At 40.6% G+C, this 23395-nt stretch carries 15 protein-coding genes; all 15 read left to right on the top strand.

Features of this window, described 5'->3' with window-relative positions:
* Positions 1-18 precede the first annotated feature (18 nt).
* Positions 19-999: an ABC transporter permease gene (locus BMX21_RS13525; protein WP_207647647.1), complete on the top strand. Its 981-nt coding sequence runs from the start codon at positions 19-21 to the stop codon at positions 997-999.
* A gap of 15 nt (positions 1000-1014) precedes the next feature.
* A complete protein-coding gene (locus BMX21_RS19960; protein ID WP_092045249.1) occupies positions 1015-2766 on the top strand; it encodes an oligopeptide/dipeptide ABC transporter ATP-binding protein in 1752 nt (583 codons plus the stop codon).
* Between the two features lie 18 nt (positions 2767-2784).
* Entirely contained in the window at positions 2785-4092 is a 1308-nt protein-coding gene (locus tag BMX21_RS13515) for an ATP-binding cassette domain-containing protein (protein WP_242829847.1), read from the top strand.
* A gap of 298 nt (positions 4093-4390) precedes the next feature.
* Entirely contained in the window at positions 4391-5617 is a 1227-nt protein-coding gene (locus tag BMX21_RS13510) for a hypothetical protein (RefSeq protein WP_092045247.1), read from the top strand.
* 173 nt (positions 5618-5790) lie between these two features.
* On the top strand, positions 5791-7467 hold the full coding sequence (locus BMX21_RS13505) for a M3 family oligoendopeptidase (protein ID WP_092045245.1): 1677 nt from the start codon (positions 5791-5793) through the stop codon (positions 7465-7467).
* A gap of 145 nt (positions 7468-7612) precedes the next feature.
* Positions 7613-7864, top strand: a complete 252-nt coding sequence (gene secG / locus BMX21_RS13500; protein ID WP_022753407.1) for a preprotein translocase subunit SecG — start codon at positions 7613-7615, stop codon at positions 7862-7864.
* A 415-nt stretch (positions 7865-8279) separates the two neighbouring features.
* Complete coding sequence (gene rnr / locus BMX21_RS13495) at positions 8280-10952, top strand: ribonuclease R (protein ID WP_092045243.1); 2673 nt, start codon at positions 8280-8282, stop codon at positions 10950-10952.
* Between the two features lie 186 nt (positions 10953-11138).
* A complete protein-coding gene (gene smpB / locus BMX21_RS13490; protein WP_022759504.1) occupies positions 11139-11603 on the top strand; it encodes an SsrA-binding protein SmpB in 465 nt (154 codons plus the stop codon).
* A 514-nt stretch (positions 11604-12117) separates the two neighbouring features.
* Complete coding sequence (locus BMX21_RS13485) at positions 12118-13089, top strand: ABC transporter permease (RefSeq protein ID WP_022759503.1); 972 nt, start codon at positions 12118-12120, stop codon at positions 13087-13089.
* A 74-nt stretch (positions 13090-13163) separates the two neighbouring features.
* Entirely contained in the window at positions 13164-14099 is a 936-nt protein-coding gene (locus tag BMX21_RS13480; RefSeq protein WP_022753411.1) for a carbohydrate ABC transporter permease, read from the top strand.
* 84 nt (positions 14100-14183) lie between these two features.
* Entirely contained in the window at positions 14184-15758 is a 1575-nt protein-coding gene (locus BMX21_RS13475; protein ID WP_092045241.1) for a DUF3502 domain-containing protein, read from the top strand.
* A gap of 521 nt (positions 15759-16279) precedes the next feature.
* Positions 16280-18097, top strand: coding sequence for a glycoside hydrolase family 35 protein (locus tag BMX21_RS13470; RefSeq protein ID WP_092045239.1), 1818 nt, complete (start codon positions 16280-16282; stop codon positions 18095-18097).
* 35 nt (positions 18098-18132) lie between these two features.
* Complete coding sequence (locus BMX21_RS13465; RefSeq protein ID WP_110073915.1) at positions 18133-19185, top strand: LacI family DNA-binding transcriptional regulator; 1053 nt, start codon at positions 18133-18135, stop codon at positions 19183-19185.
* A gap of 62 nt (positions 19186-19247) precedes the next feature.
* The gene (locus tag BMX21_RS13460; RefSeq protein ID WP_092045235.1) at positions 19248-21833 is read left to right on the top strand and encodes a glycoside hydrolase family 2 TIM barrel-domain containing protein; all 2586 of its coding nucleotides are present in this window, start codon (positions 19248-19250) and stop codon (positions 21831-21833) included.
* Between the two features lie 198 nt (positions 21834-22031).
* On the top strand, positions 22032-23393 hold the full coding sequence (locus tag BMX21_RS13455) for an ElyC/SanA/YdcF family protein (RefSeq protein ID WP_092045233.1): 1362 nt from the start codon (positions 22032-22034) through the stop codon (positions 23391-23393).
* Positions 23394-23395 lie beyond the last annotated feature (2 nt).

The following is a 23395-nucleotide window of genomic DNA, read 5'->3' as shown; positions in this document are numbered from 1 at the left end:
CTTGGAAATGAGGAAATTATGTCTGATAAATTTGAATTAACAGATGATTTGGAAGGCATGTCTGAAGAAGAGCTGTTCTCTTTTGATACGCATGATAAATCAGAAGCAGAGAAGATCACAGCACCTAGATATTCTTATTGGAAATCAGTGTTTCGTGTATTCTTTAAAAAGAAGATCAATATTATAATGCTTGCAGTATTACTTATTCTTATACTGTTTGCTTATATCTATCCTATGTTTTCAGGATATGATAAGTTTGCAAATATTACAGATGCTTCAATGAAGCATCTAACACCATCAGCATCTATTGCCAAGAACGGATTTAGTATTCATGAGATACTTGGCCGTGGTGGTTCAGGTGAATCTACTTTCGATGCTGTATGGAACGGCGCAAGAATTTCTATTTCATTCGCCTTCTCATGTGCGATCATTAATATGACACTTGGTGTTATCATAGGTGCTATTTGGGGATTCTCTAAAAAGTTTGATGTTATTATGACTGAGGTTTATAACATTGTCGGTAACGTACCTCTTACCTTGGTAGTATCAGTACTTGTACTTGTAATGTCACCAAGTTTCGGAACTATGGTTTTTGCCATGACAGTAACCGGATGGCTCTTTATAGCCTACTTTTTCAGAACGCAGGTTATCATCATCCGTGACAGAGAGTACAATCTTGCATCACGCTGTCTTGGAACATCAATCTTTAAGATTGCTATCAGGAACATCCTGCCTTTCATGACATCTATCATCGTAACACTTGCTGCAGCTGAGATACCATCATATATCTCTTATGAGGTATTCCTTTCATACATCGGAATGGGTATGGCTGATATGTCACTTGGTAAGCTTATATACCAGTATGAAAGCTCAATGGCTATTTCAGGATGGCAGTTCGAATTCTGGAGCCCGGTAATAGTAGTATCGATCATCACAGTTGTGCTCTATGTAGTAGGACAGAATCTTGGTGATGCTTCAGATCCTAGAACACATATGTAAGGGGATAGATAGAAAATGGCAGAAGATAAGAAAGTATTATTGTCAGTCAAAGACCTGGTTGTTAAGTTCCATGTTAGAGGCCGTATACTGACTGCAATAAGAGGAATTTCATTAGATATATATGAAGGCGAATCAATCGCAATCGTAGGTGAGTCCGGTTCAGGTAAGTCTGTATTTACTAAGACTTTTGCCGGCATGCTTGATAGCAATGGATTTATAGATAAGGGTGAGATCATTTATAATGACCTTGAGCTTGCTGATACCAAGGTTTCTTATAATGCATTCGCTCACAAGATGATCAAGAAATATCAGGCCAAACTTGATGATTGTTCAGGTCTTGAGTTTGGAGCTGAGACTTATAAGAAGATCAGAGCTCTTGAAAAAGAAAAGGCCGCAAGAATGGACCTTAACGAAGAAGAGCGCGAGAAGATAGCTAATAAGCTTGATACTCTTAAGTATGAACGTACAGAGATCTTCAATAAGCGTCAGACATATAATCCTAAGACTGAGAAGCATCTCATAAAGGAAGCTACTCAGAAGATCAAGGATTATGATGCTCAGATTGCTGAACTTAAGCTTAAGAAAGAAGAAGCTATCAGAAAGCATAAGGCTGAATTTGAAGCTGATACTAAAGCTAAGGAATATTACAGCACAGAACTTTCAAAGCTTAAGGCTCAGTATCATGAGGAAATCTCTAAGCCTGTTACTCAGGAGCAGAAGAAGAGAAATGAAGTCCTCGCCAAGGAGATGTATCTCTCAGGTGGACGTTATGGCTACTACAGAGCTTATAAGCTTATGGGCGGCCTTTTCGAAGCTCTTAAGAAGGCTATGAAGATGGGTGTTGATCTTGACAATGAAGATCAGCGCAATCAGGTATTTGATACAGTTGCTTTCCATGTACGTTATGTTGATGAGACAGAGGATACACTTCACGGCGTAGCTATCCTTAATATCGCTGACGTTAAGGAGAAAGAAGACTGGGCACAGATCAGAGGTAATAAGATCGCTACAGTATTCCAGGATCCTATGACATCTCTTAACCCGATCATTACTATCGGTAAGCAGATATCATCAATCATCATGAAGCACCAGAAGTGTTCAGAGGCTGAGGCTCGTGTCAGAGCTCTTACTCTTATGAAGAAGGTTGGTATCCCGAATGCTGAGAGCCGTTTTGATGACTATCCGTTCGAGTATTCAGGTGGTATGAGACAGCGTATCGTAATCGCTATCGCACTTTCCTGCCAGCCCAAGATACTTATCTGTGATGAACCTACAACAGCTCTTGATGTTACTATTCAGGCACAGATCCTGCAGCTTCTTAAAGATCTGCAGAAAGAGTTCCATTATACAATAGTATTCATCACACATGACCTTGGCGTTGTTGCTAATATCGCTGATCGTGTAGCTGTTCTCTATGCAGGACAGATTGTAGAGTATGGTACTGTAGATGAGGTATTCTATGATCCTCATCATCCGTATACATGGGCACTACTTTCATCACTTCCACAGCTGGCTAAGCCTAATGAAGAGTTGTTCTCTATCACAGGAACTCCTCCGTCACTTTATAATGATATACAGGGCGATCCATTTGCACCTCGTAACCAGTATGCTTTGAAGATTGATTCAATTAAGGAACCGCCTATGTTCAAAGTAACTGATACTCATTATGCCAAGACATGGCTTCTTGATCCTCGTTCACCTAAGGTTGAAAAGCCCAAAGCAATAGGTAACATTCATGAGACGCTGATCAAGGCATTCAATATCTAATAGATGGAGATACACAAAGTGGCTAATACATATGAAAAAAACAAGACAGCATCTCATTTTCCTGAAAAAGGACCTATTGATGAGAAGACAGGTAAAGAAATCCTGCTGTCCATAAAAGATATAGATATTACATTCGGCAAAGGCGCAGACGCAGTTAAAGCTGTACAGGATGCTTCCTTCGATATTTATAAAGGTGAGACATTTTCACTTGTTGGTGAGTCAGGTTCAGGTAAGACTACAATCGGCCGTGCTGTAATCAGAGTTAACCCTCTTGCTAAGGGTGAGATAGATTATAAGGGCGTACGTATCTCCGGTAAGATACCGCGTTCTCTTGACCGTGAAGTTATCAGAAATGTTCAGATGGTATTCCAGGATCCTGCTGCATGTCTTAATGAACGTGCAACAGTAGATTATATCGTATCTGAGGGTCTTTATAACTTCCATCTGTTCAAGGATGAGGCAGACAGAGTTCAGAAGGTTGAGCATATAATCAACGAGGTTGGTCTTCTTCCTGAGCATCTTACACGTTATCCTCACGAGTTCTCCGGTGGACAGAGACAGCGTGTAGGCCTTGCAAGAGCTATGGTCATGGAACCCGAACTTGTAGTAGCAGATGAGCCTATCTCTGCTCTTGACGTTTCTATCAGAGCTCAGGTTCTGAACCTTATGAACAAGTTTAAGAAGGAAAAGGGTGTTACATACCTTTTCATCGCGCATGACCTTTCAATCGTAAGATTCATATCTGATCGTATCGGTGTTATTTATAAGGGACATATTGTGGAAGTTGCAGATTCTGAAGAACTGTTCAATTTCCCTCTTCACCCATACACCAGATCACTTATATCTGCTATTCCGCTTCCTGATCCTAAGCTTGAGAAGCGCAAGAAGCTCCTTACTTATGATGCTAGTCAGCATGACTACAGCACTGATAAGCCTACAATGGTAGATATAGGACATAACCATTTCGTATATGGTAACAAGAAAGAGATAGAAGAGTACAAGAAAATCCGTGAGGCAGGTGTTCCTGTAAAGTCAATCACTATTATGACTGACGAAGAGCTTGCAAATCAGAAGACAACTGTTGGAGATGCAACTATTGACGAGGATATCCTTAAGAATACACCTATTCATGATACAGGTGCTCTCTGGCTTTCAGTTCTTAGCTTCTTCCTTCCTGTACTTGGCCTTATACTGATGTTTATATTCAAGAAGAAACATTATGCACGTAATTACAGAAAAGTTAAGTCAGGTACAGTTGCAGGATTCATCTTTATCGGAGCATTGATAGTATTGTTCCTGCTGGCACTTCTGTATGCGCTTAAATAAAGCATTACAGGGATCATGAGAGTTTTATGGAAACTTAAGAATCCTTAAATATTATGATATAGGTATCAAAGGGGAACTTTTGATACCTATATTTTTACAATAGTAAATGATTTTGGAAGATGCCTTATGACAGTTATCTAATGCTGGCATATAGGGCATTTGATGACTGGAAAAAGTGCATTTTCTTATGTCATTTACTATAAGTATTTATGTTTTAAGTAATCTCTTTTCTTGGAAAGTTGTACGAGAAAAAAGCGTATGACAATTACAGAATAGGTGACTACAATTCAGGTTAATTATGAATAGATATGCTAATGACAAACCTAAACCGAATAAAGTAGAAACTGCTGAAGTAGATCATGATCATATATTAAGGAGAGCAATACTTACTTTAATATTCGTAGGTATTGCAATAGCTTCGTTTAGTTATGCAGTATGGCTACTTAATAATTCTGATTCGGGATGGACGGAGATTAAAGTAGATTCTACAAGCGATGTTAATCTTGGGGATGACTTTACTCTTGAATATAATCTGGGGCAAAGCGGCGTATCGCCGGCTGCTGAGAAGAAGGCGCTTACACCTGTATATTCTCAGGCTATGGTCAACTATTTCAGACTATTTGATCCCGGCAATATATATAAAGATGTCAACAATCTGTATTATATCAGTTGTAATCCTGAGACTGAGATAGTGGTTGATGAAGATCTGTACTACGTTTTAGAAACGCTGAAAAAGTATGATAACAGAGCAATTTATCTAGGACCTGCTCTTACGTACTATACTGCGATATTTAACAGTACGTCAGATCTTGAAGCCAAGGCCTATGATCCATCCAAGGATCCTGAGATCATGGCTTATGTAAATAAAGTTGCAGAGTATGCAGCTGACCCGGAAAGTATCGACATAGAGCTTCTTGGGGATAATAAGATCATCCTTCATATATCAGATGAATACAAAGCTTTTTGCAAGGACAATGAAGTCACACAGCTTCTAGATCTTGGATGGCTCAAGAATGCTTTTGTAGCAGATCTTACAGCCGGTAAACTCAAAGAAGCAGGCCTTACTAATGGCTATCTATCGTCTGACGATGGATTTACAGTTAACCTGTCTGAGGATACAGACTTTACTCTTAGTATATATGATGAAGATGGTGATAACATCGTATCTGTAGGAGAGTACTCTTATAAGGGGCCAAGGAACATAGTATGGCTTAAGAATTTTCTGGCTACTAAAGAGGACGTCGGCAACTTTTATATGTATCAGGATGGAAATGAAGTATCTTACTATATAAAGGCAGATGGAACGTCTGATACAGGTTCATGCAGCTTATATCTGTATAGTGATGCATATACTTCCACTTGTGCAGATATGGTATTGTCTGTATATGATATATTCTTAAATGCTGACAGCAATGAGACTCTTGATGGAGATTTTATAGATAAGCTTGCAGATGCCGGAATTTATAATATTCGTATAGAAAATAGCGTGATTTATGGAAACGGCGATATCATGAACCAGGATTGATAGCTGAATACATATTTTTGTCATTAGAAAATTATGATTTCTGTAATTTACGTTCAAGAAGGGACATGAGGTTAAAGTTTGAAAGTGTTCCACTTTCAAACTCAAATTGATGACGCGAGCTCCATCAATTTGAACCATTAGTCACTCGCTTTGCTCGCGACATGAGGTTAATTATGAAATTTAGTGAAATGCAGTATACAAGACCTGATATTGATGAGGTCAAAAAAGAATATGCCGAGCTTACAAAGAAGATGGAAGAAGCAACCAGCGGCGAAGAGCAGTGGGAGATCCATCAGAAATATTATGAGCTTAGCGACCATATCATGACACAGTCAGTTATAGCTGAGATCAGACATGATGTTGATATGACAGACGAGTTCTATGAAAAAGAGAGTGACTTCTTCAATGAAGTTAATCCTATAATTGCCAATATAGATGTTGAGTACAAAAAGAAGCTCCTTCATTCTAAGTTCAGACCTTATCTTGAAGAGAAGATCGGCAAGGTTGCATTCAAGAATATGGAGCTTGCAGAGAATTCTGTAGCAGAGAAGATCCTTCCTCTTATGCAGGAAGAAAACAAGCTTCAGGATGAATATAACAAGCTCCTTGCGACTGCTAAGATTGACTGGAATGGCGAGACACTTAACCTCTCACTTATGAATCCTTATCTTAACAGTCCTGATCCTGAAGTAAGGAAAGAAGCATGGAAGAAATATTCTGCATTCTATGAAGATAATGCCGAAGCACTTGATGATCTGTATGATAAGCTTGTAAAGAACAGAACCAAGCAGGGAGAGGAGATGGGACACAAGAACTACCTTCCTCTTGGCTATGCACGTATGCAGCGCAATAACTATGGCCCTGCTGATCTTAAGGCTTTCAGAGAGCAGGTTAAGAAGGACTTCGTTCCTTTTGCAGAAAAGCTTCACGAAGTAAGAAGAAAGAGACTTGGACTTTCCAAGCTTCATTTTGAAGATGAAGGAGTATATTTTGCTAATGGTAATCCTGCACCAATAGGAACACCCGAGCAGATCCTTGAGGCAGGCCGCAAGATGTACAATGAACTCTCACCAGAAACAGCTGAGTTCATGAACTTCATGTGTGATAATGAACTTTTTGACGTACTTGGAAGAAAGACTAAGAAGACAGGTGGATACATGACATATCTTCCTGATTATAAGTCTCCATTTATCTTCGCTAACTTCAATGGATCATCATCTGATGCTGATGTGATCACACATGAATGTGGACATGCCTTCCAGGGATTTGTTGTAAGGAATGAGCTTATAAGAGAACATCAGGATATCACTATGGAGACAGCAGAGACTCACTCCATGGCTATGGAGTTCTTTACAGATCCATGGATGAAGCTCTTCTTCGGTGATCGTGCTAAAGACTATTCTGACATGCACTTTGAAGACTCCTGTATTTTCATCCCTTATGGCACTATGGTAGATGAGTTCCAGCATATAGCATATGAGAATCCGGGACTTTCTCCAAAGGATAGAAACGGAGTATGGTGTGATCTTGAACGTCAGTACAAGCCTCACCTTGATTATAGCGGCAATGATTATTATGAAGGCGGTGCTTTCTGGCAGAACAAGCACCATATCTATGATTGCCCTCTGTACTACATTGATTATTGCATCGCCGGAACAGATGCTCTTCAGTACAAAGTATGGATGGACAAAGATTATAAGGCAGCATGGAATAGCTACTTAGAGCTTTGCAAGCTTTCTGCTTCAGACTTCTTTGACAGCATGATCACACGGGTAGGACTTAACAATCCATTTGAAGACGGCTGTCTAAGGAACGTAGTCAAGCAGCTTGAAAAGACTATGGGATTATGATTCTGGAAGATAAACCGGGAGCCCTGATCGTGCGAAAGTTATAGTTGAAAAAAGTTCGTAGGTATGTTATTCTAATCAAGGTCTGTTCGATACGACAGATACAGTTTGAATTGCTAAACAGAATAATTCGGGAGGTCATTTTACAATGGCATTTGTAGTTAAACTTCTTGTAAATGTTATATATTTGGGTGTTTGTGTAGCTCTTGTTGGAATCATCATTTCCCAGCAGGGTAAGGCACAGAGTCTTGGAGCTCTTACAGGTCAGTCCAGCTCTGATACATATTGGGCTAAGAATAAGGGACGTTCTAAAGAAGGAAGACTTAGAACAGCTACAATCGTTCTTACAGTTCTTTTCTTCGCACTTTCTATATTCCTTAATACAGGAATCGTAGACTGATTTAGTTGAGATATTACGCGGCACTCTATTTATAGGGTGTCGCTTTTTTCTTTTTACAAGATAAAAGGATGACTTCTTGAACGTAAATTACAGAAACGCGCATTTACTGCGTGTTTCGTGATTCAATGAATCTGTTGGTAAATAGGCCCAATGCCGAAGGCATTCTCAATTGGCCTATTTACTGCATTTTTGAATCTTTGATTCAAAAATGTATATAATGTTGTAAGAGGATAAGTGTATAAATGGTAGTGCATTTATATGCTTGGTTAAAAGTAGTGTATAGAGAAGTAATCCTATAAAGAAGTAACCCATAAAGAAGTAATCAATAAAGAAGTGTGATCTCCTTAGATGTAGTATTTGTTGAGAATCTTTCTGCTTATGATGCAAGGCAGTAAAGACATAAGGAAAAGGATATATGGCAAAAAGAAAAAAGAAAAATGAACAGGAAACATTCATGATAGCGCAGGATCGTAAGGCTATGGTCAATGCGTTTATTCATGATGACAGATATTCTCCAATGAAGGAGAAAGAGCTGGCAGTCTTCCTGCAGGTTGAAAAGGAAGACAGGAATGAACTTGCGCAGATACTTGAGGATCTGATCAAGGAAGGCCAGATAATAAGAAACAGCAGAGGAAGGTACCTTAAGTCTGATGCAGGTATCATCGGCGTGTTCACCAGTAACAGCAGAGGATTTGGATTTGTTACTGTTGAGGGAAGAGATGAGGATATATATATCCCTGAAGGTGATACAGGCAATGCATTTCTTGGAGATACGGTCGCAGTAGAACTTAAGCCTTCTCAGGCAGGAAGACGAGAAGAGGGTCGTATCATAAGAATTGTTATGCGTGGTATGACTGAAGTTGTCGGAACTTATGAAAGCTCTAAGACATTTGGTTTTGTCAGAGCAGATAATAATAAGATACCCAATGACATCTTCGTACCCAAGGAACGCAGTAAGGGCGCGGTATCAGGAGATAAAGTCGTAGTAGAGATCACAGATTATGGTGACAGTGTATCCGGCAAGAATCCTGAAGGCAAAGTCAAAGAGATCATAGGTAATATCAATGATCCCGGAGTTGATATCTTGGCTATAGTCAAAGGATATGAGATTCCAAGTGAGTTCCCTGAAAGAGTAATGAACCAGGCGATGCGTACAGCTGATGAAGTCAGTGAAGCGGATATGCTTGGAAGAAGAGATCTTCGAGATGTGCAGATGGTGACGATAGACGGTGAAGAGAGCAAGGACCTTGACGATGCTGTAAGCGTGTCCGTTGATGAGGAAGGCTTCTATCACCTTGGAGTTCATATCGCTGATGTTGCCAATTATGTTCAGGAAGGCTCAGCACTTGACAGAGAAGCTCTTAAGCGCGGTACCAGTGTATATCTTGTAGATCGTGTAATACCCATGCTTCCGCATAAGCTTTCAAATGGTATATGCTCTCTTAATCATGGAGAGGACAGGCTTGCAATGAGCTGTCTTATGAAGATCAACAGTAAAGGCGAGATTGTAGATCATGAGATCGTAGAGTCAGTTATCAACGTTGATGAGAGGATGACCTATACAAGTGTTGGCAAGATCATAGTTGACAATGATGAAGAGGAAAAAGAGAAGTATGCAGCTCTGGTCCCTATGTTCGAGCAGATGTATGAACTTGCCAAGATCCTCAAAAAGCGCAGATCCGATCGAGGCGCTATAGAGTTTGATTCTGTAGAAGCTAAAATAAAGCTTGATAGCGAAGGGAATCCTGTAAGTATCGAGAAAGAAGAAAGAGGGCCTGCAAACGAGCTGATTGAGGACTTCATGCTTGCAGCTAACGAAACTGTAGCCCAGCATTTCTACTGGATGTCTGTACCATTTGTATACAGAACGCATGAACAGCCGTCAGAAGCCAAGATAGATACACTTACAAACTTTATAAGAGGCTTTGGTTATCACCTTAACATCCGCCAGGATGAGATAAGACCTATGGAGATCCAAAAGCTCCTGACCAAGATAGAGGGAAGCAGAGAAGAGTCCATAATCAGCAGGGTAGCACTTCGAAGCATGATGCAGGCCAAGTATACAACGGAATGTGTCGGCCATTTTGGACTGGCACTTCAGTATTACTGTCACTTCACATCACCTATCAGACGTTATCCTGATCTTCAGATCCATAGGATCATAAAGGACTCCATAAGAGGCAGGCTTGATGAAAAGAAGCTTGCGCATTATGCGGAAATACTTCCGGATGTTGCCAAGCACTGCTCTGATACTGAAAGACGCGCAGATGATGCTGAGCGCGACACTGATAAGCTCAAGAAAGCTCAGTATATGGAGCAGCATATCGGCGAAGTATACGAAGGTGTAGTATCCGGCGTAACTGCATGGGGCATGTTCGTAGAGCTTGATAATACCTGCGAAGGAATGATACGACTTGCCGAGCTTACAGATGATTACTACGTATTCGATGAGCAGAACTTCACTCTTACAGGAACGGATTTTGGCAAAGAGTACAGACTCGGACAGAAAGTTAAAATCAAGGTAGTAGGCGCTGACAGACTTGAAAAGACTGTTGACTTCAGGATAGTGGATGAAGATACAGATCCTGATGATATCGAGCTTAAGCCTGCCAAGAAGCACTATGTGCTTAAACTTATGGAAGAAGAGGCAGCAAGGAAAAGTGAACAGGACGCCTTGAAAGATAAAGAGCATTCAAAAGCTGAAGCCTCTAAGGATGGGTCTAATATCAAAAGTACCAGGAAGAAAAAGAAAAGAAATCTCGATGAGATAAGTGATGAATTCGAAGAGATAGAAGATCACTATAGAAGCAGAAAGCATACAGATCTTGATGATATAGACCTTGAAGACGGCGAAGACGATAATCTGATGACAGCTCTTGAGCTACGCGAACACCTTCGCAAAAAGCGCATGATAGAAGGACTTGAGCCTGATGGCAGAACAGGAAGCCCAAGGGAAAAGAAGCGCAAAGGCGTAAAGAATAAAGAAAACGGACCTAAAGAAAAAGGGCATAAGAAGTACAAGGTACATAAGTATAAAAAGTCAGCTACATCCAAAGCTGCCCGCAGCAACCAGAAGAAAAAGCGTTGACAAAAATATGTCATAATAGTCATAAAAAGCTCTGAATAAAGGCTCTAATAAAAAAGCTAAAAAAGCGCTGAAAAACTGCAGGTATGAAGAAAAAACTGTAGGAATATAGAAAAACTGTAGAAATATAGAAAAACTGAAGTAAAACATAGTATTATTTGTACAATAACCCGAGATTGGAGACACAAAATGGCAGAAGAGAAGATAAAGCTGGTATGTAATAACAAGAAAGCGTACCACGAATATTTTATCGAAGACAAATATGAAGCAGGAATAGAACTTGTAGGAACAGAGGTTAAGTCTATACGTATGGGCAGATGCAGTCTTGGAGAGTCCTTCGTAGTGATCAAGGACGGTCAGGCTGATCTGTGCGGAATGAATGTAAGTCCTTATGAGAAAGGCAATATATTCAACAAAGATCCGCTTCGTGTAAGAAGACTTCTCCTTCACAAGAACGAGATCATGAAGCTGGAACAGCAGGTCAAGATCAAGGGATATACTATAGTTCCTCTTCAGGTATATTTTAAGAAAGGCCGCGTCAAAGTAGAGATAGGTCTTGGTCGAGGCAAGAAGCTCTATGATAAGAGAGAGTCTGATGCTAAGCGCGACCAGCAGCGTGAAGTAGAGAAAAACTACAAGATGCGCTTAAGATAAGTCGATTACTATAACTTAACTTAATGTCGCGAGCAAAGCGTGTGGCTAATGGCTTAAATTGGTATCACTGGAAAGATCTCCCAAAAGATGCTAGAAATGGTTTCTTTTGGGAGTTTTTTTATGACCATTTGTCGAAAAATATCATTGATTCATGACCGATAGAAAGCGGTAAAGAAGCCTGTAATGCAGGATTTTTAGAGGTGATTGGAAGATATCCTCTTTTCACCCTTGTATTTTATTGGTATATATTTCGAAAATACTATTGACAATATTACGAGTATTAGGTAATATGACATTATGAAATGGGTTTCAAAGTAAATTATATGTCAAATATCACAAAAGAATAATAAGTCTGATGTGATCAAGGGCAAGAAATACAGTAAAAATAACGGAAGTCAACTATCAGTACATACAATTTATGTGTTTTAGATCAGAAACTTCCTTTTTTATTTCTTGGTTGCGAAACCGATTTCAAAAACAATATTTACTTGTATCAACAGTGGGAGAGGAAAGTATGGGAAAGAAAAATGAAACGGGCGAGAAGATCATAACTCGTAAATCATCTCTGACATTTGGTCAGAAGCTTTGGAGAAATCGTACGCTGGTTCTTATGTGCATTCCAGCTATTATATTCTTCATCGCATTCAGTTATGCACCAATGCCCGGTATCTATGTTGCATTCGTCAAATACAACTATCGTAAAGGTATATTCGGAAGTAACTTCATAGGTCTTAAGAATTTTGAGTTCCTCGCTACATCAGGTAAACTCGGAATGCTGACCAGAAACACCATTCTATACAACATTGCATTTATTTTACTTGGTAACTTCTTCGCAGTATTCGTAGCTGTACTTCTAAACGAAATCCAGAATAAATGGTTCAAAAAAGTCTCACAGACAATGATGTTCCTGCCATATTTCATCTCACAGGTTCTCATCGGACTTTTGGTATACAACCTTCTGAACTATGACACAGGTTTTGTTAACAGTATTCTCAAGGCTTTAGGAACTCCTGAAGAGAAGCTCTTTAGTCCATACTCAGATCCGACTGTATGGCCTGTCCTTTTGGTTGTGATTCACCTGTGGCAGTCAACCGGTTATAACTCAGTAGTATATTTTGCCTCCATCATGGGAATAGATGCAGAGATAATCGAGGCAGCAAGAGTAGACGGAGCCAACGCATGGCAGAAGATCAGATATATCATTCTTCCCGGACTTCGCCAGACAGTAGTAATACTCCTCCTGTTCGCTATCGGCGGTATTGTAAAAGGTAACTTCGGTTTGTTCTACAACATAATCGGAACCAACTCACTCCTGTATCCTACAACCGATATCATTGAAACATATGTATATCGTGCTACAATGACTGACTTCAACTTCTCAACAGCTTCAGCAGTAGGACTTTATCAGTCACTTATAGGATTCTTCATGGTTATGTTCGTTAACTTCATAGTTAAGAAGATCGATCCGGACTACTCACTGTTCTGATTGATAAAAGAAAACAAACAGACAATTTACCACTTTTTCAATAACAGTTACCGCACACGGTACGGAGGATATAAATGGCTAAGAAAGATAAAAAAATCGATTATGATACATATGATTCAAGCGCCAGAGTTAAGCTTGGAACATCGGATTACGTTATACGAGGAATTGGATATGTGTTCGTAACACTGTATGCACTCGCCTGCATATTCCCTTTCCTTCTTATCATCGGAACATCATTTACATCAGAAGCTGTAATAAGATCAGCCGGAGTTCAGCTCTTCCCAAGAGACTTCACCACAGAAGCTTACGACATGGTACTTAAAGGAGGCGCGATCTGGAAATCATACCTTCTTACAATATTAATGACAGGTATTGGAACAGGCGCAGGACTTATCATCATATCAATGACAGGATATGCTCTTCAGAGAAAAGACTTTGTGCTTAGAAATGTAATCTCATTCTTCATCTACTTCACAAGTCTCTTCCAGGCAGGACTTGCACCATATTACCTTCTTATGACACAGACATATCACCTTAAGGACAGCTACTTCGCAGTACTCCTTCCGCTTCTTATGTCGCCATGGCTCATCATCCTGATGAAGAACTTTGTTAAGTCTATACCTTTTGAAATAACAGAGTCAGGTAAGATCGATGGAGCAGGAGATATGAAGATATTTACATCTCTTATCCTTCCGATGCTCAAGCCTGCACTTGCAACTATAGGTCTTTTCCTTGCACTTGGTTACTGGAATGAGTGGTATCAGTCATCACTGTTTTTAAGTTCAAAGGTAGATGCATATCCACTTCAGTACATGCTCTACAAGGTAGTAAATGAGGCTAACTCACTGAAGAACTCAGTTGCAGCTCAGTTCGTAACTGTAACAGACCTTCCTACCAACTCGCTCAAGATGGCAACAGCAGTTGTAGCTACAGGACCTATCGTACTTCTGTATCCTTTCGTACAGAGATACTTCATCGGCGGTATCACAGTTGGTGCGGTTAAGGGCTAAGGCACATTATAAAAACTATATTTTTAGGGGAAAGTTAACTGCAATAACGCAGTAACAAATATATATTCTATAGGAGGATATTTAATGAAAAAGAAATTGCTTGCTTCACTTCTTTCACTCACTATGGTAGCAGGACTTGCAGCTTGCGGCAATGGTGGAAATGGCTCAGGGGATACAAGCGGATCTGATAGTGCAGAAGCTGTCGATACATCAGAGCACGTAGTTATCACCTACATGACAACAGGTGGTAAGCCAGAGAACAGCGCTACAGACGATATGCTTGCAGAGCTTAATAAGATCCTTACAGAGAAGGTTAATGCAGAGCTTCAGATCTACTACATCGACTGGACAGATTACCTTTCAGTTTACAACCTGACACTTGCTCAGATGGACGGAACAGTTGACCTTGTAGGTACAGCTACTGACTGGCTTGATGCATGGCCAAACGCTAAGAACGGTGCTTTCCTTGAACTCGACGAGGACATGCTCAAGACATATGCACCTCAGACATACGCATCAGTTCCTGCTGAGGACTGGGAGTACTGCAAATATGATGGCAACATCTACCTCATCCCTGAAGACAACTATGCACAGTGGACTAACCACGGATTCTCATATCGTCTTGACTGGGCTAAGGAAGCTGGACTTGCAGACGGCGTTAAGAGCTGGGAAGACCTGACAACATATTTCAAGTATGTAAAAGAAGCTTATCCTGATGTACAGCCTTGGGATTCTGACGGTACACAGTACGCTACAATGGTTGGTGGATGGATTTCATCACATTCTAACTATGTTTCAATCGATGGTATCAACTCAGGCGCTATGTGGGGTGGTACAAAGGATGACCTTTACACAGTATACAGCCCATATGTAACAGACACAGATTCACTTGTTGAGTTTGCTAAGCTCATGAAAGAATGGGATGAGATCGGTGTTTGGAAGACAGACGTTCTTAACAACACATCATCTGATAACAGAGAAGACTTCCGTGTAGGTAAGACAGCTGCTGAGCAGCATCACACACAGACATGGACAGACCTTTGCTCACCTGGACACACAAACAACACAATCTTTGCTGATGACGAAGATGCAGAAGTTGGATTCTTCTACTTTGGTGAAGAGACATCTAACGTAACAGCTCTTTCAATCACACACGGTGCTATGGCTGTATCAGCTGCTTCCAAGAACCCTGAAAGAGCACTCATGGTTTATGACCTCATCAGAAATGATCCAGATTGCTACAAGCTCTTCAACTATGGTATTGAAGGCGTTCAGTACAATGTAAATGCTGATGGTCTTAGAGAGACAGTAGCAGATGCTGATGCTATCGTAACTAACTACTGGTGGGGCAGAAACGATGATCTTGAGATCAGAGATGCAACAATGAACTGGGACGCTATCGATGCTCTTTACAAAGAGTATGACGGAATCAAGATCGAGTATCCTTATGGTCAGTTCATTCCTAACGTAGACTCTATCTCAACTCAGATCGACCAGATCAACGAGATCCACACTAACTACATGAAGCAGATCGCATATGGTAAGTATTCAGGAACAGCTGAAGAGATCGTAGCTGAGTACCAGCAGAAGCTCAAAGATGCAGGTATCGATGATGTAACTGCAGAACTTCAGAAGCAGATCGACGCACTTTACAAATAATAAGCGTTGTAAGTGATCAGCGTTGTAAGTAATCAGTTATACGTAAGATCAACTTTACAAATATTCAGAGGGTCTATATAAGTCGTACAGACATTTCAGTCGTACATATACCAAATGAATAGAATTTCTTAAAATCCTTGGGGACGTATCTTCGGGTACGTCCCTGATTTTGAACAAAAATATAAGAGCATGTGATGCTTTTCTTTAATATGCGGCTTTGAAGCTATTATTACTTTTTAGAAAAAAGATTCTTATGATATTAAAGATATAAAAACTATTAAAGATATAAAAATATTAAAGATATAAAAATATTAAAGATATAAAAATATTAAAGATATTAAAGATATTATCAATGAAGACATGCTTTTATATTTTTAGTCAAAAATGGAAATGATTTATATACTGCCTGCCCCTGCAAAGACTTTGGGGATGCCGGCCCGTCCAAGTGGGAAGTTATTTGAAAAGCAGATTGAGATTTAAGATAAGCAGATATCATATTTTATAAAAGAGGTCATACAAACATGAGCGGAATAGAGATCAAAGACAGATTTTATCTAGACGGAGAAGAATTCCATCTTATATCAGGCGCAATACACTATTTCAGAGTAGTGCCCCAGTACTGGGAAGACAGGCTGCTTAAGCTGCGCGCAATGGGATGTAATACAGTAGAAACTTATATTCCGTGGAACATGCATGAACCAAAGGAAGGCGAATTTGTCTTTGACGGGATGCTGGATCTTGGTAAGTTCATAGAACTTGCAAAGAGCATAGGGCTATATGTCATCTTACGCCCATCGCCCTACACCTGCGGCGAATGGGAGTTTGGAGGCTTCCCTGCATGGCTTTTAAAAGAAGATGGCATGAAGCTTCGCTGCACATACAAACCATACCTTGATCATGTCAAAAGATATTATGACACACTCATGCCTTACATCAAGAAGTACACATATGATAACGGCGGGCCTGTGATCATGATGCAGATTGAGAACGAGTACGGATACTATGGCGATGATCATGAATACATGAAGTGGCTCTATGACCTTATCAGAAGCTATGGTATAGAAGTACCTCTTTTTACATCAGATGGTCCCTATGATGATGCATTTAGAGGCGGCAAGATCCCTGGAGTACTCCAGACCGGCAATTTTGGCTCCCATGCCAAAGAGCGTTTTGATTTTATGAAAAAATATGTAGATGGCCCATTGTCATGCATGGAATTCTGGCTTGGATGGTTCGATGACTGGGGATCAGGCTTCCATCATACAACAAGCGTAGAGCAGAATGTCGAAGACTTTGCATATATGCTTGATAATGGTAATGTAAATATCTACATGTTCCATGGCGGTACTAATTTTGGATTCATGAACGGATCCAACTATTATGACAAGCTGACTCCGGACGTTACAAGCTATGACTACGACGCAGTTCTTACAGAGGACGGACAGATAACCGATAAGTATATAGCTTTTCAAAAAGAAATATCAAAAAGGTATGGACTTCCCGAGGTAGAAGTTCCAAAGCCTGTAAAAAGAAAAGCTTATGGCAAGATCAAAGCAGACGGATACGTATCTCTTTGGGACAGCCTTGATAATATCGCAGACAGGCATGAGAGTGTATATCCTGTTTCTATGGAAAAATTAGGCCAAAGCTACGGCTTTATCCTCTATCATACCCATCTTGACGAGATCCCGAAGATGGGCGAGATAAGACTTATGGATGCCAATGACAGAGCAAAAGTGTATGTCGATCATGAGAATATTGCGACCATGTATGACAGAGAGCTCCTTGAAGCAAAGAAGATAGAGCCGCATGTAGAGACTCTTGACAAGGATCTTGACATACTCGTAGAGAATATGGGAAGAGTCAATTTCGGACCATATATGCAGAAACAGCGCAAAGGAATCGACGGCCCTGTACTCATAAACACTCGTCAGCACTACGGCTACGATATCTATACACTGCCTCTTGATAACATCGACAAACTTATCTTTGGAGATGTTAACGAGACCAAATTTGGGAACGGCGCAGATATAGAAAAAGAAAATAAAGAAGAAAAAGGAACAGGCCCCTCTTTTTGCAGATATACATTTGAAGCAGATGAATGCTGCGATACCTTCATAAATATGGAAGGCTTTGGCAAGGGATGCGTGTTCATCAACGGATTCAATCTTGGAAGGTTCTGGGAAGTGGGACCTCAGAAGGCTCTGTATCTGCCGGGGCCTCTTATCAGGAAGGGAAAAAACGAAATAGTGGTATTTGAAACTGAAGGAAAAGCTCAAATAGAACTGGAACTCATGGATCATCCATCACTTGGCCCCTGCGAACAAGTAAATCCATGACCGGCATGCACGGGGGATTTAGAGAGGAAACTAATATGCCAACAGACAAGAAGATAACTATATATGAGATCGCCAAAGAAGCCGGAGTATCTCCTGCCACAGTTTCCCGTGTCCTTACAGGCAATGCCAATGTCAAGCAGGAGAAAAAGGAAAAAGTCTTAGAGCTGATAAAAAAGTACAACTTTAAACCCAGTGCTGTTGCCAGAGGCCTGTCTGATACCAAGAGCCGCATTATAGGAATAATTGTCGCAGATGTAAGAAATACTTACTATGCCGACATGTACGTTGCCTGCGAGAATGCCGCCAACAAGGAAGGCTACAGTGTAATGCTCATGAACTCCTTTGGACGAGTAGATATGGAGATAAGACAGCTTGAGAAGCTTGTTCAGTGGCAGGCTGATGCCATAATCCATATGGGAGGTGCTGTAGACAGCCTTACTACCGATCCGTCTTTTGCCAAAGAAGTAAAGAGACTTCTGGGATCAAAGCCTCTCGTGGTAACTGGTAAACTCGACAATACAGACTGTTATCAGGTCAGGATCGATGCGGCAGCAGCCATGGATATGCTGGTGCAGCATCTGGTATCCAATGGCAACAGAAGGATCGCGCTTGTAGGCGGACGACTTAACGTAGAGTCAACATATATTAAATACAATGAGTTCAAAAAGCTGGCAGCAGAGCTCGGACTTGAAAGCGGAAGTCTCTATACCGACAATTTTGGTGGATACGGAATAGATGAGGGCACTGCATCTATGAATGAACTAATTGAGAAGTTCAAAAAAGAAGGCGCTGCGCTTCCTGAAGCGCTCATCTGCATCAACGACAGCACTGCAGCAGGAGTTATAAAGAGTTTAAGAAAACATGGTATCAGGATACCTGAAGATATATCCGTTGTCAGTTATGATAATACAGACCTGTGCGAAGTAGTAGAGCCTTCGCTGACTTCTGTGGCTTACGATTATGAAAAATATGGTAAAACACTTGTTCGTACAGCAATAGATGTTGCAGATGGTCTTGAGGCAAAGAGACAGATACTTGTAAAGCCATCAGGACTTATGGTCAGAAAATCAAGTAATATAAGACGCTGATAGCTCGGCATAATTGTGGGTCTTTGAGACAGTACACTGGTAAGGCCACCTGGGAGGAACATATGGATACCGTAAGAGCAACTCTTACAGACAATTGGAAGTTCTACTATGGGGATGAAGAGGAGGCTTGGTTCAAGGGCTTTGATGACAGCACATGGGATGATGTGATGATCCCTCATGACTGGTCGGTAGAAGCTCCTTTTTCTAAAGACTATTCAAGCGGCACCGGCTACCTTAGAGGCGGAACAGGTTGGTACAGGTGTCATTTCAAAATCCCTTCCGAGTATGAAGGCAAGAATATATCAATTACATTCGATTCCGTTTATAAGAATAGTAGTGTCTGGATCAATTCTTATCATATCGGCGGACGTCCTAGCGGATATGCATCTTTTTCCATAGATATAAGTGAATATGTAAGATATGGCGAACAAGACAATGTGATCGCCGTAAGAGTGCGCCACGAAGATATAGCAGATTCCAGGTGGTTCACTGGCTCCGGTATTGTCAAAAAAGTCACCCTGTCAATAAGTGAAAAAGTTGCGCCATCACAATACGGAGTGTGGCTTGATACCCGTTCTATTATAGAAGATGCAGGCAAGATATCTGCAAGGATCAGGATCAATAATGTAATCGAAAACAAAACCAATGAAGATAAGAAAGTCAGAGTAAGGTGCGTTCTTGAATATGATACACCAAAAGAAGCGTATGAAAATGCATCGGAAGAAGCTCTGATAGAACTGTTCGGAGAGATAGATGCAGCGGCACATGATGAGTCTGTACTTAAAATAGACGGAATAATAGATAAGCCGCATCTGTGGTCATCTGATATACCTAATATATACAAATTATCAACATACTATAGTGTAGATGGCGGGGGCTTTTACCTTGTTGATGAGCAGAAAACCGGAATAAGGGTTATATCCATGGATCCTGACAAAGGATTTGCATGTAATGGCGTATCGGATAAGCTCCGGGGAGTATGTGTCCACGATGATGGAGGAACTCTTGGCAGCGCCATGAAAAAGGAGATATGGCAAAGGCGTCTTGAGCTTCTTAAAAAGGCCGGGTGCAATGCCATAAGATGTTCGCACAATCCTCATATGCCGGAATTGTATGACTTGTGCGATGTCATGGGATTCTATGTCATGGACGAAGCCTTTGATGAGTGGGAGAATGCCAAGAATAAGTGGTCTCATGGTCACAATGTGTATCCACCTCGTCATCAGGGATATGCCGAAGACTTTAATGAATGGTATGAAAGAGACCTTGTGAACATGATAGAGCGAGGCAGAAGGCACCCTAGCGTGATCCTCTGGAGCATAGGCAATGAGATCGATTATCCAAACGACCCTTATGTGAATCCCATGTTCAAGGAATTCACAGGCAATAATGATAACGGTAAGCCTGCCAGAGAGATGGTCTATAACTCTGACAAGCCTGACATGACCAGATTAGCTGTGATCGCTAAGACTCTTACTGATATAGTCAGAAATACTGACAAGACAAGACCTGCCACAGTAGCTGCAGCCTTCCCGGAGCTGTCTGCAAAGCTTGGATTTGTCGATAGCTTTGATGTTGTAGGTTACAATTATAAAGAGCATCTGTATGAAGAGTCTCATAGAAAGTTCCCTGATAAGGTCTTCCTTGGAAGCGAGAACGGACACGGAATAGGGCAGTGGGAAGCTGTAGTACGTAATGACTACATCTGCGGACAGTTCCTGTGGACAGGGATCGATTATCTGGGAGAAGCTCATGGCTGGCCGATACACGGTGCATATTCCGGCCTTATAAATACAGCAGGACTACCTAAGCCGGAATATTATAAGAGAAAGAGCCTGTGGACATCAGATCCATTTATCAGGATATTCACATTAAGACCTGATGAGGAAAAAAGAGAATGGATAAGCAGAACACGTTCTTGGAATTATGATAAGGGAGAGAAAGTCATAGTAAAATGCTACGTGCCTATTTTGGAAAAAGATATTGTTGAATATGGCAATGAAGATAAAGGCGGTAATTGTGCCGATACTAATGCAAATGCCAATACTAATAGTAGCTTTAAAAACTGTAAAAGCAGTGCATATATCAAAAGTGTCAGATTATATATAAATGACAGACTTGTAGGAAGTGCTTCCAAAAGGTCGGATGACGGATCCTACAGATTCGAAACAGAGTTCGAGCCCGGCAAGATAGAGGTAAGAGCAGAGCTTGAAGATGATCGAGAAATACAGAGCAATAAAGAATTAGCATCAACTTCTAATTTGAGCTATATATCAGATATTATATATACATCGTCTCTGGCAGACCATGCTGAAGTATCTGTATATGATAGAGGAGACATCATCACAGGCGAGAGTTTCGAAGAGGCATCTTCTAAGAAAGGCTATATCTATCAGGTCCTTGTAACACTAAAAGACGCAGATGGAAGAGACGTAGTATGCCAGGATGAAGAGATAAGTGCATCAGTATCTGATAATGCGCAGGTACTAGGCCTCGATGGCGGTGATCTTGCAGATAATACCGACATGAGATCACCAGTCAGGAAGACATATCAAGGCAGAATTGTCATATACGTAAGGCGCATAGGCGTAGGTAAGATAGATCTTGATATTTCTTTTGGGAATTACAAAGAACATATTGAACTGTAGAATTTATATTTTCAAGGAAGTTTGTCAAAGCATATAGGAGCCAGCCATGATGAGGCTGGCTCTTTTTGGCGTAGTTAGTGTGCTGGTTCATTCATATTTGATCAAATATGAATGAGCCAGCACACTAGATTTACTATACTTATAATATTTGTTACTATACTGTATTATGCGATATTGGATATAAGAGGAGGTTTTTAGATGACGTACAGGTTATTGGCGCTGTCTTTTATGGCAGTATTTTATATGATCTATTTTGGCAAGATGCTGATCCAAAGAAGGAAAGGCATTGTTACCAACCAGATCGCCAAAGGCAAAGAGCACGATAGAACTTTCTATGTAGAAGCTGTTATGAAAGTGGCAACTCTTGTAGTACCGCTTGCTGAGGTGATATCAATAGTACTTGGTACATCAGGACTTATGATCATGTGGCGAGTTATAGGAATGTACTTTGCATTTATCGGAGATATAATATTTTTTCTATCAGTATATACCATGAAAGACAGCTGGAGAGCAGGAGTGGCAAGCTTTGATATGGCTCAAAGAAAGCTTGTGACAAGAGGGATATATAACTATTCCAGGAATCCGGCTTTTCTTGGATTTGATCTTGTTTACATAGGTATACTACTTATGTTCTTCAATCCGGTACTTATGGTACTTACTATATTTGCAATAGTAATGCTCCATCTTCAGATCCTTCAGGAAGAGAAGTTTTTGCCCAAGGTATTTGGCGAAGACTATCTTAAGTATAAAGAGAGAACCAGTAGATATGCAGGACTTGGAAAGCTTTCTTTTGATAAAATAAGATTGTATATCTATTTTATACTTTTTGTCTGGTCTGTTTTGTATTTCTTTACATGCCTTGCATACGGAGGTGGACTTAGCCTCTCATGGGTATGGATATGGATCGTTATCGGCGCATTTTCTTTGGTCAGAGTATTGATGCTTGGAGCAGGGATCAAGGGACGTAGCAGGATTAAGATAGCACCTGTGTTTAGATGGGTTTACAGGATAGTTTTTGGGATATTCCTTATATCTTTTATCATAATCGAGTGCAAGGTTATAGGTGCGATGACTGCGGCGGCGCCTGATAACCTTGAGTATGTGGTACTACTAGGAGCCGGCTTACATGGAACGCAGCCTTCTAATCCCTATAGGGCCAGAATTCAAAAGGCAGCAGAGTATCTTGAAGGCAATGAAAACGCTATATTGATCGCATCCGGCGGACAGGGTTACGACGAAGCCATAAGCGAAGCAGAGTGCGCCAAAAGGGTCCTTGTAGAGCAGTACGGTATAGACGAAGACAGGATCATCCTTGAGGATAAATCCAGAGATACAGAAGAAAATCTGAAAAATAGCCTTGCTATAATAGGAGATGCAGATGCATCTGTAGGAATCATAACCAATGGATTTCATGAATGCAGAGCCATGTCTATCGCAGAAAGTGTCGGATATGAAAACGTTCACTCTGTCCCTGCCAAGACTCTTTTCCCGGTAGGAATCCATTATACCGTAAGAGAATTCTTTGGAATGGTAGAATTCTACCTCAAATACGAACTATAAAT

The sequence above is a fragment of the Butyrivibrio sp. TB genome (genome assembly GCF_900110805.1).
GTDB lineage: Bacteria > Bacillota > Clostridia > Lachnospirales > Lachnospiraceae > Butyrivibrio > Butyrivibrio fibrisolvens_C.
This window is presented reverse-complemented; position numbering and strand designations above follow the sequence as displayed.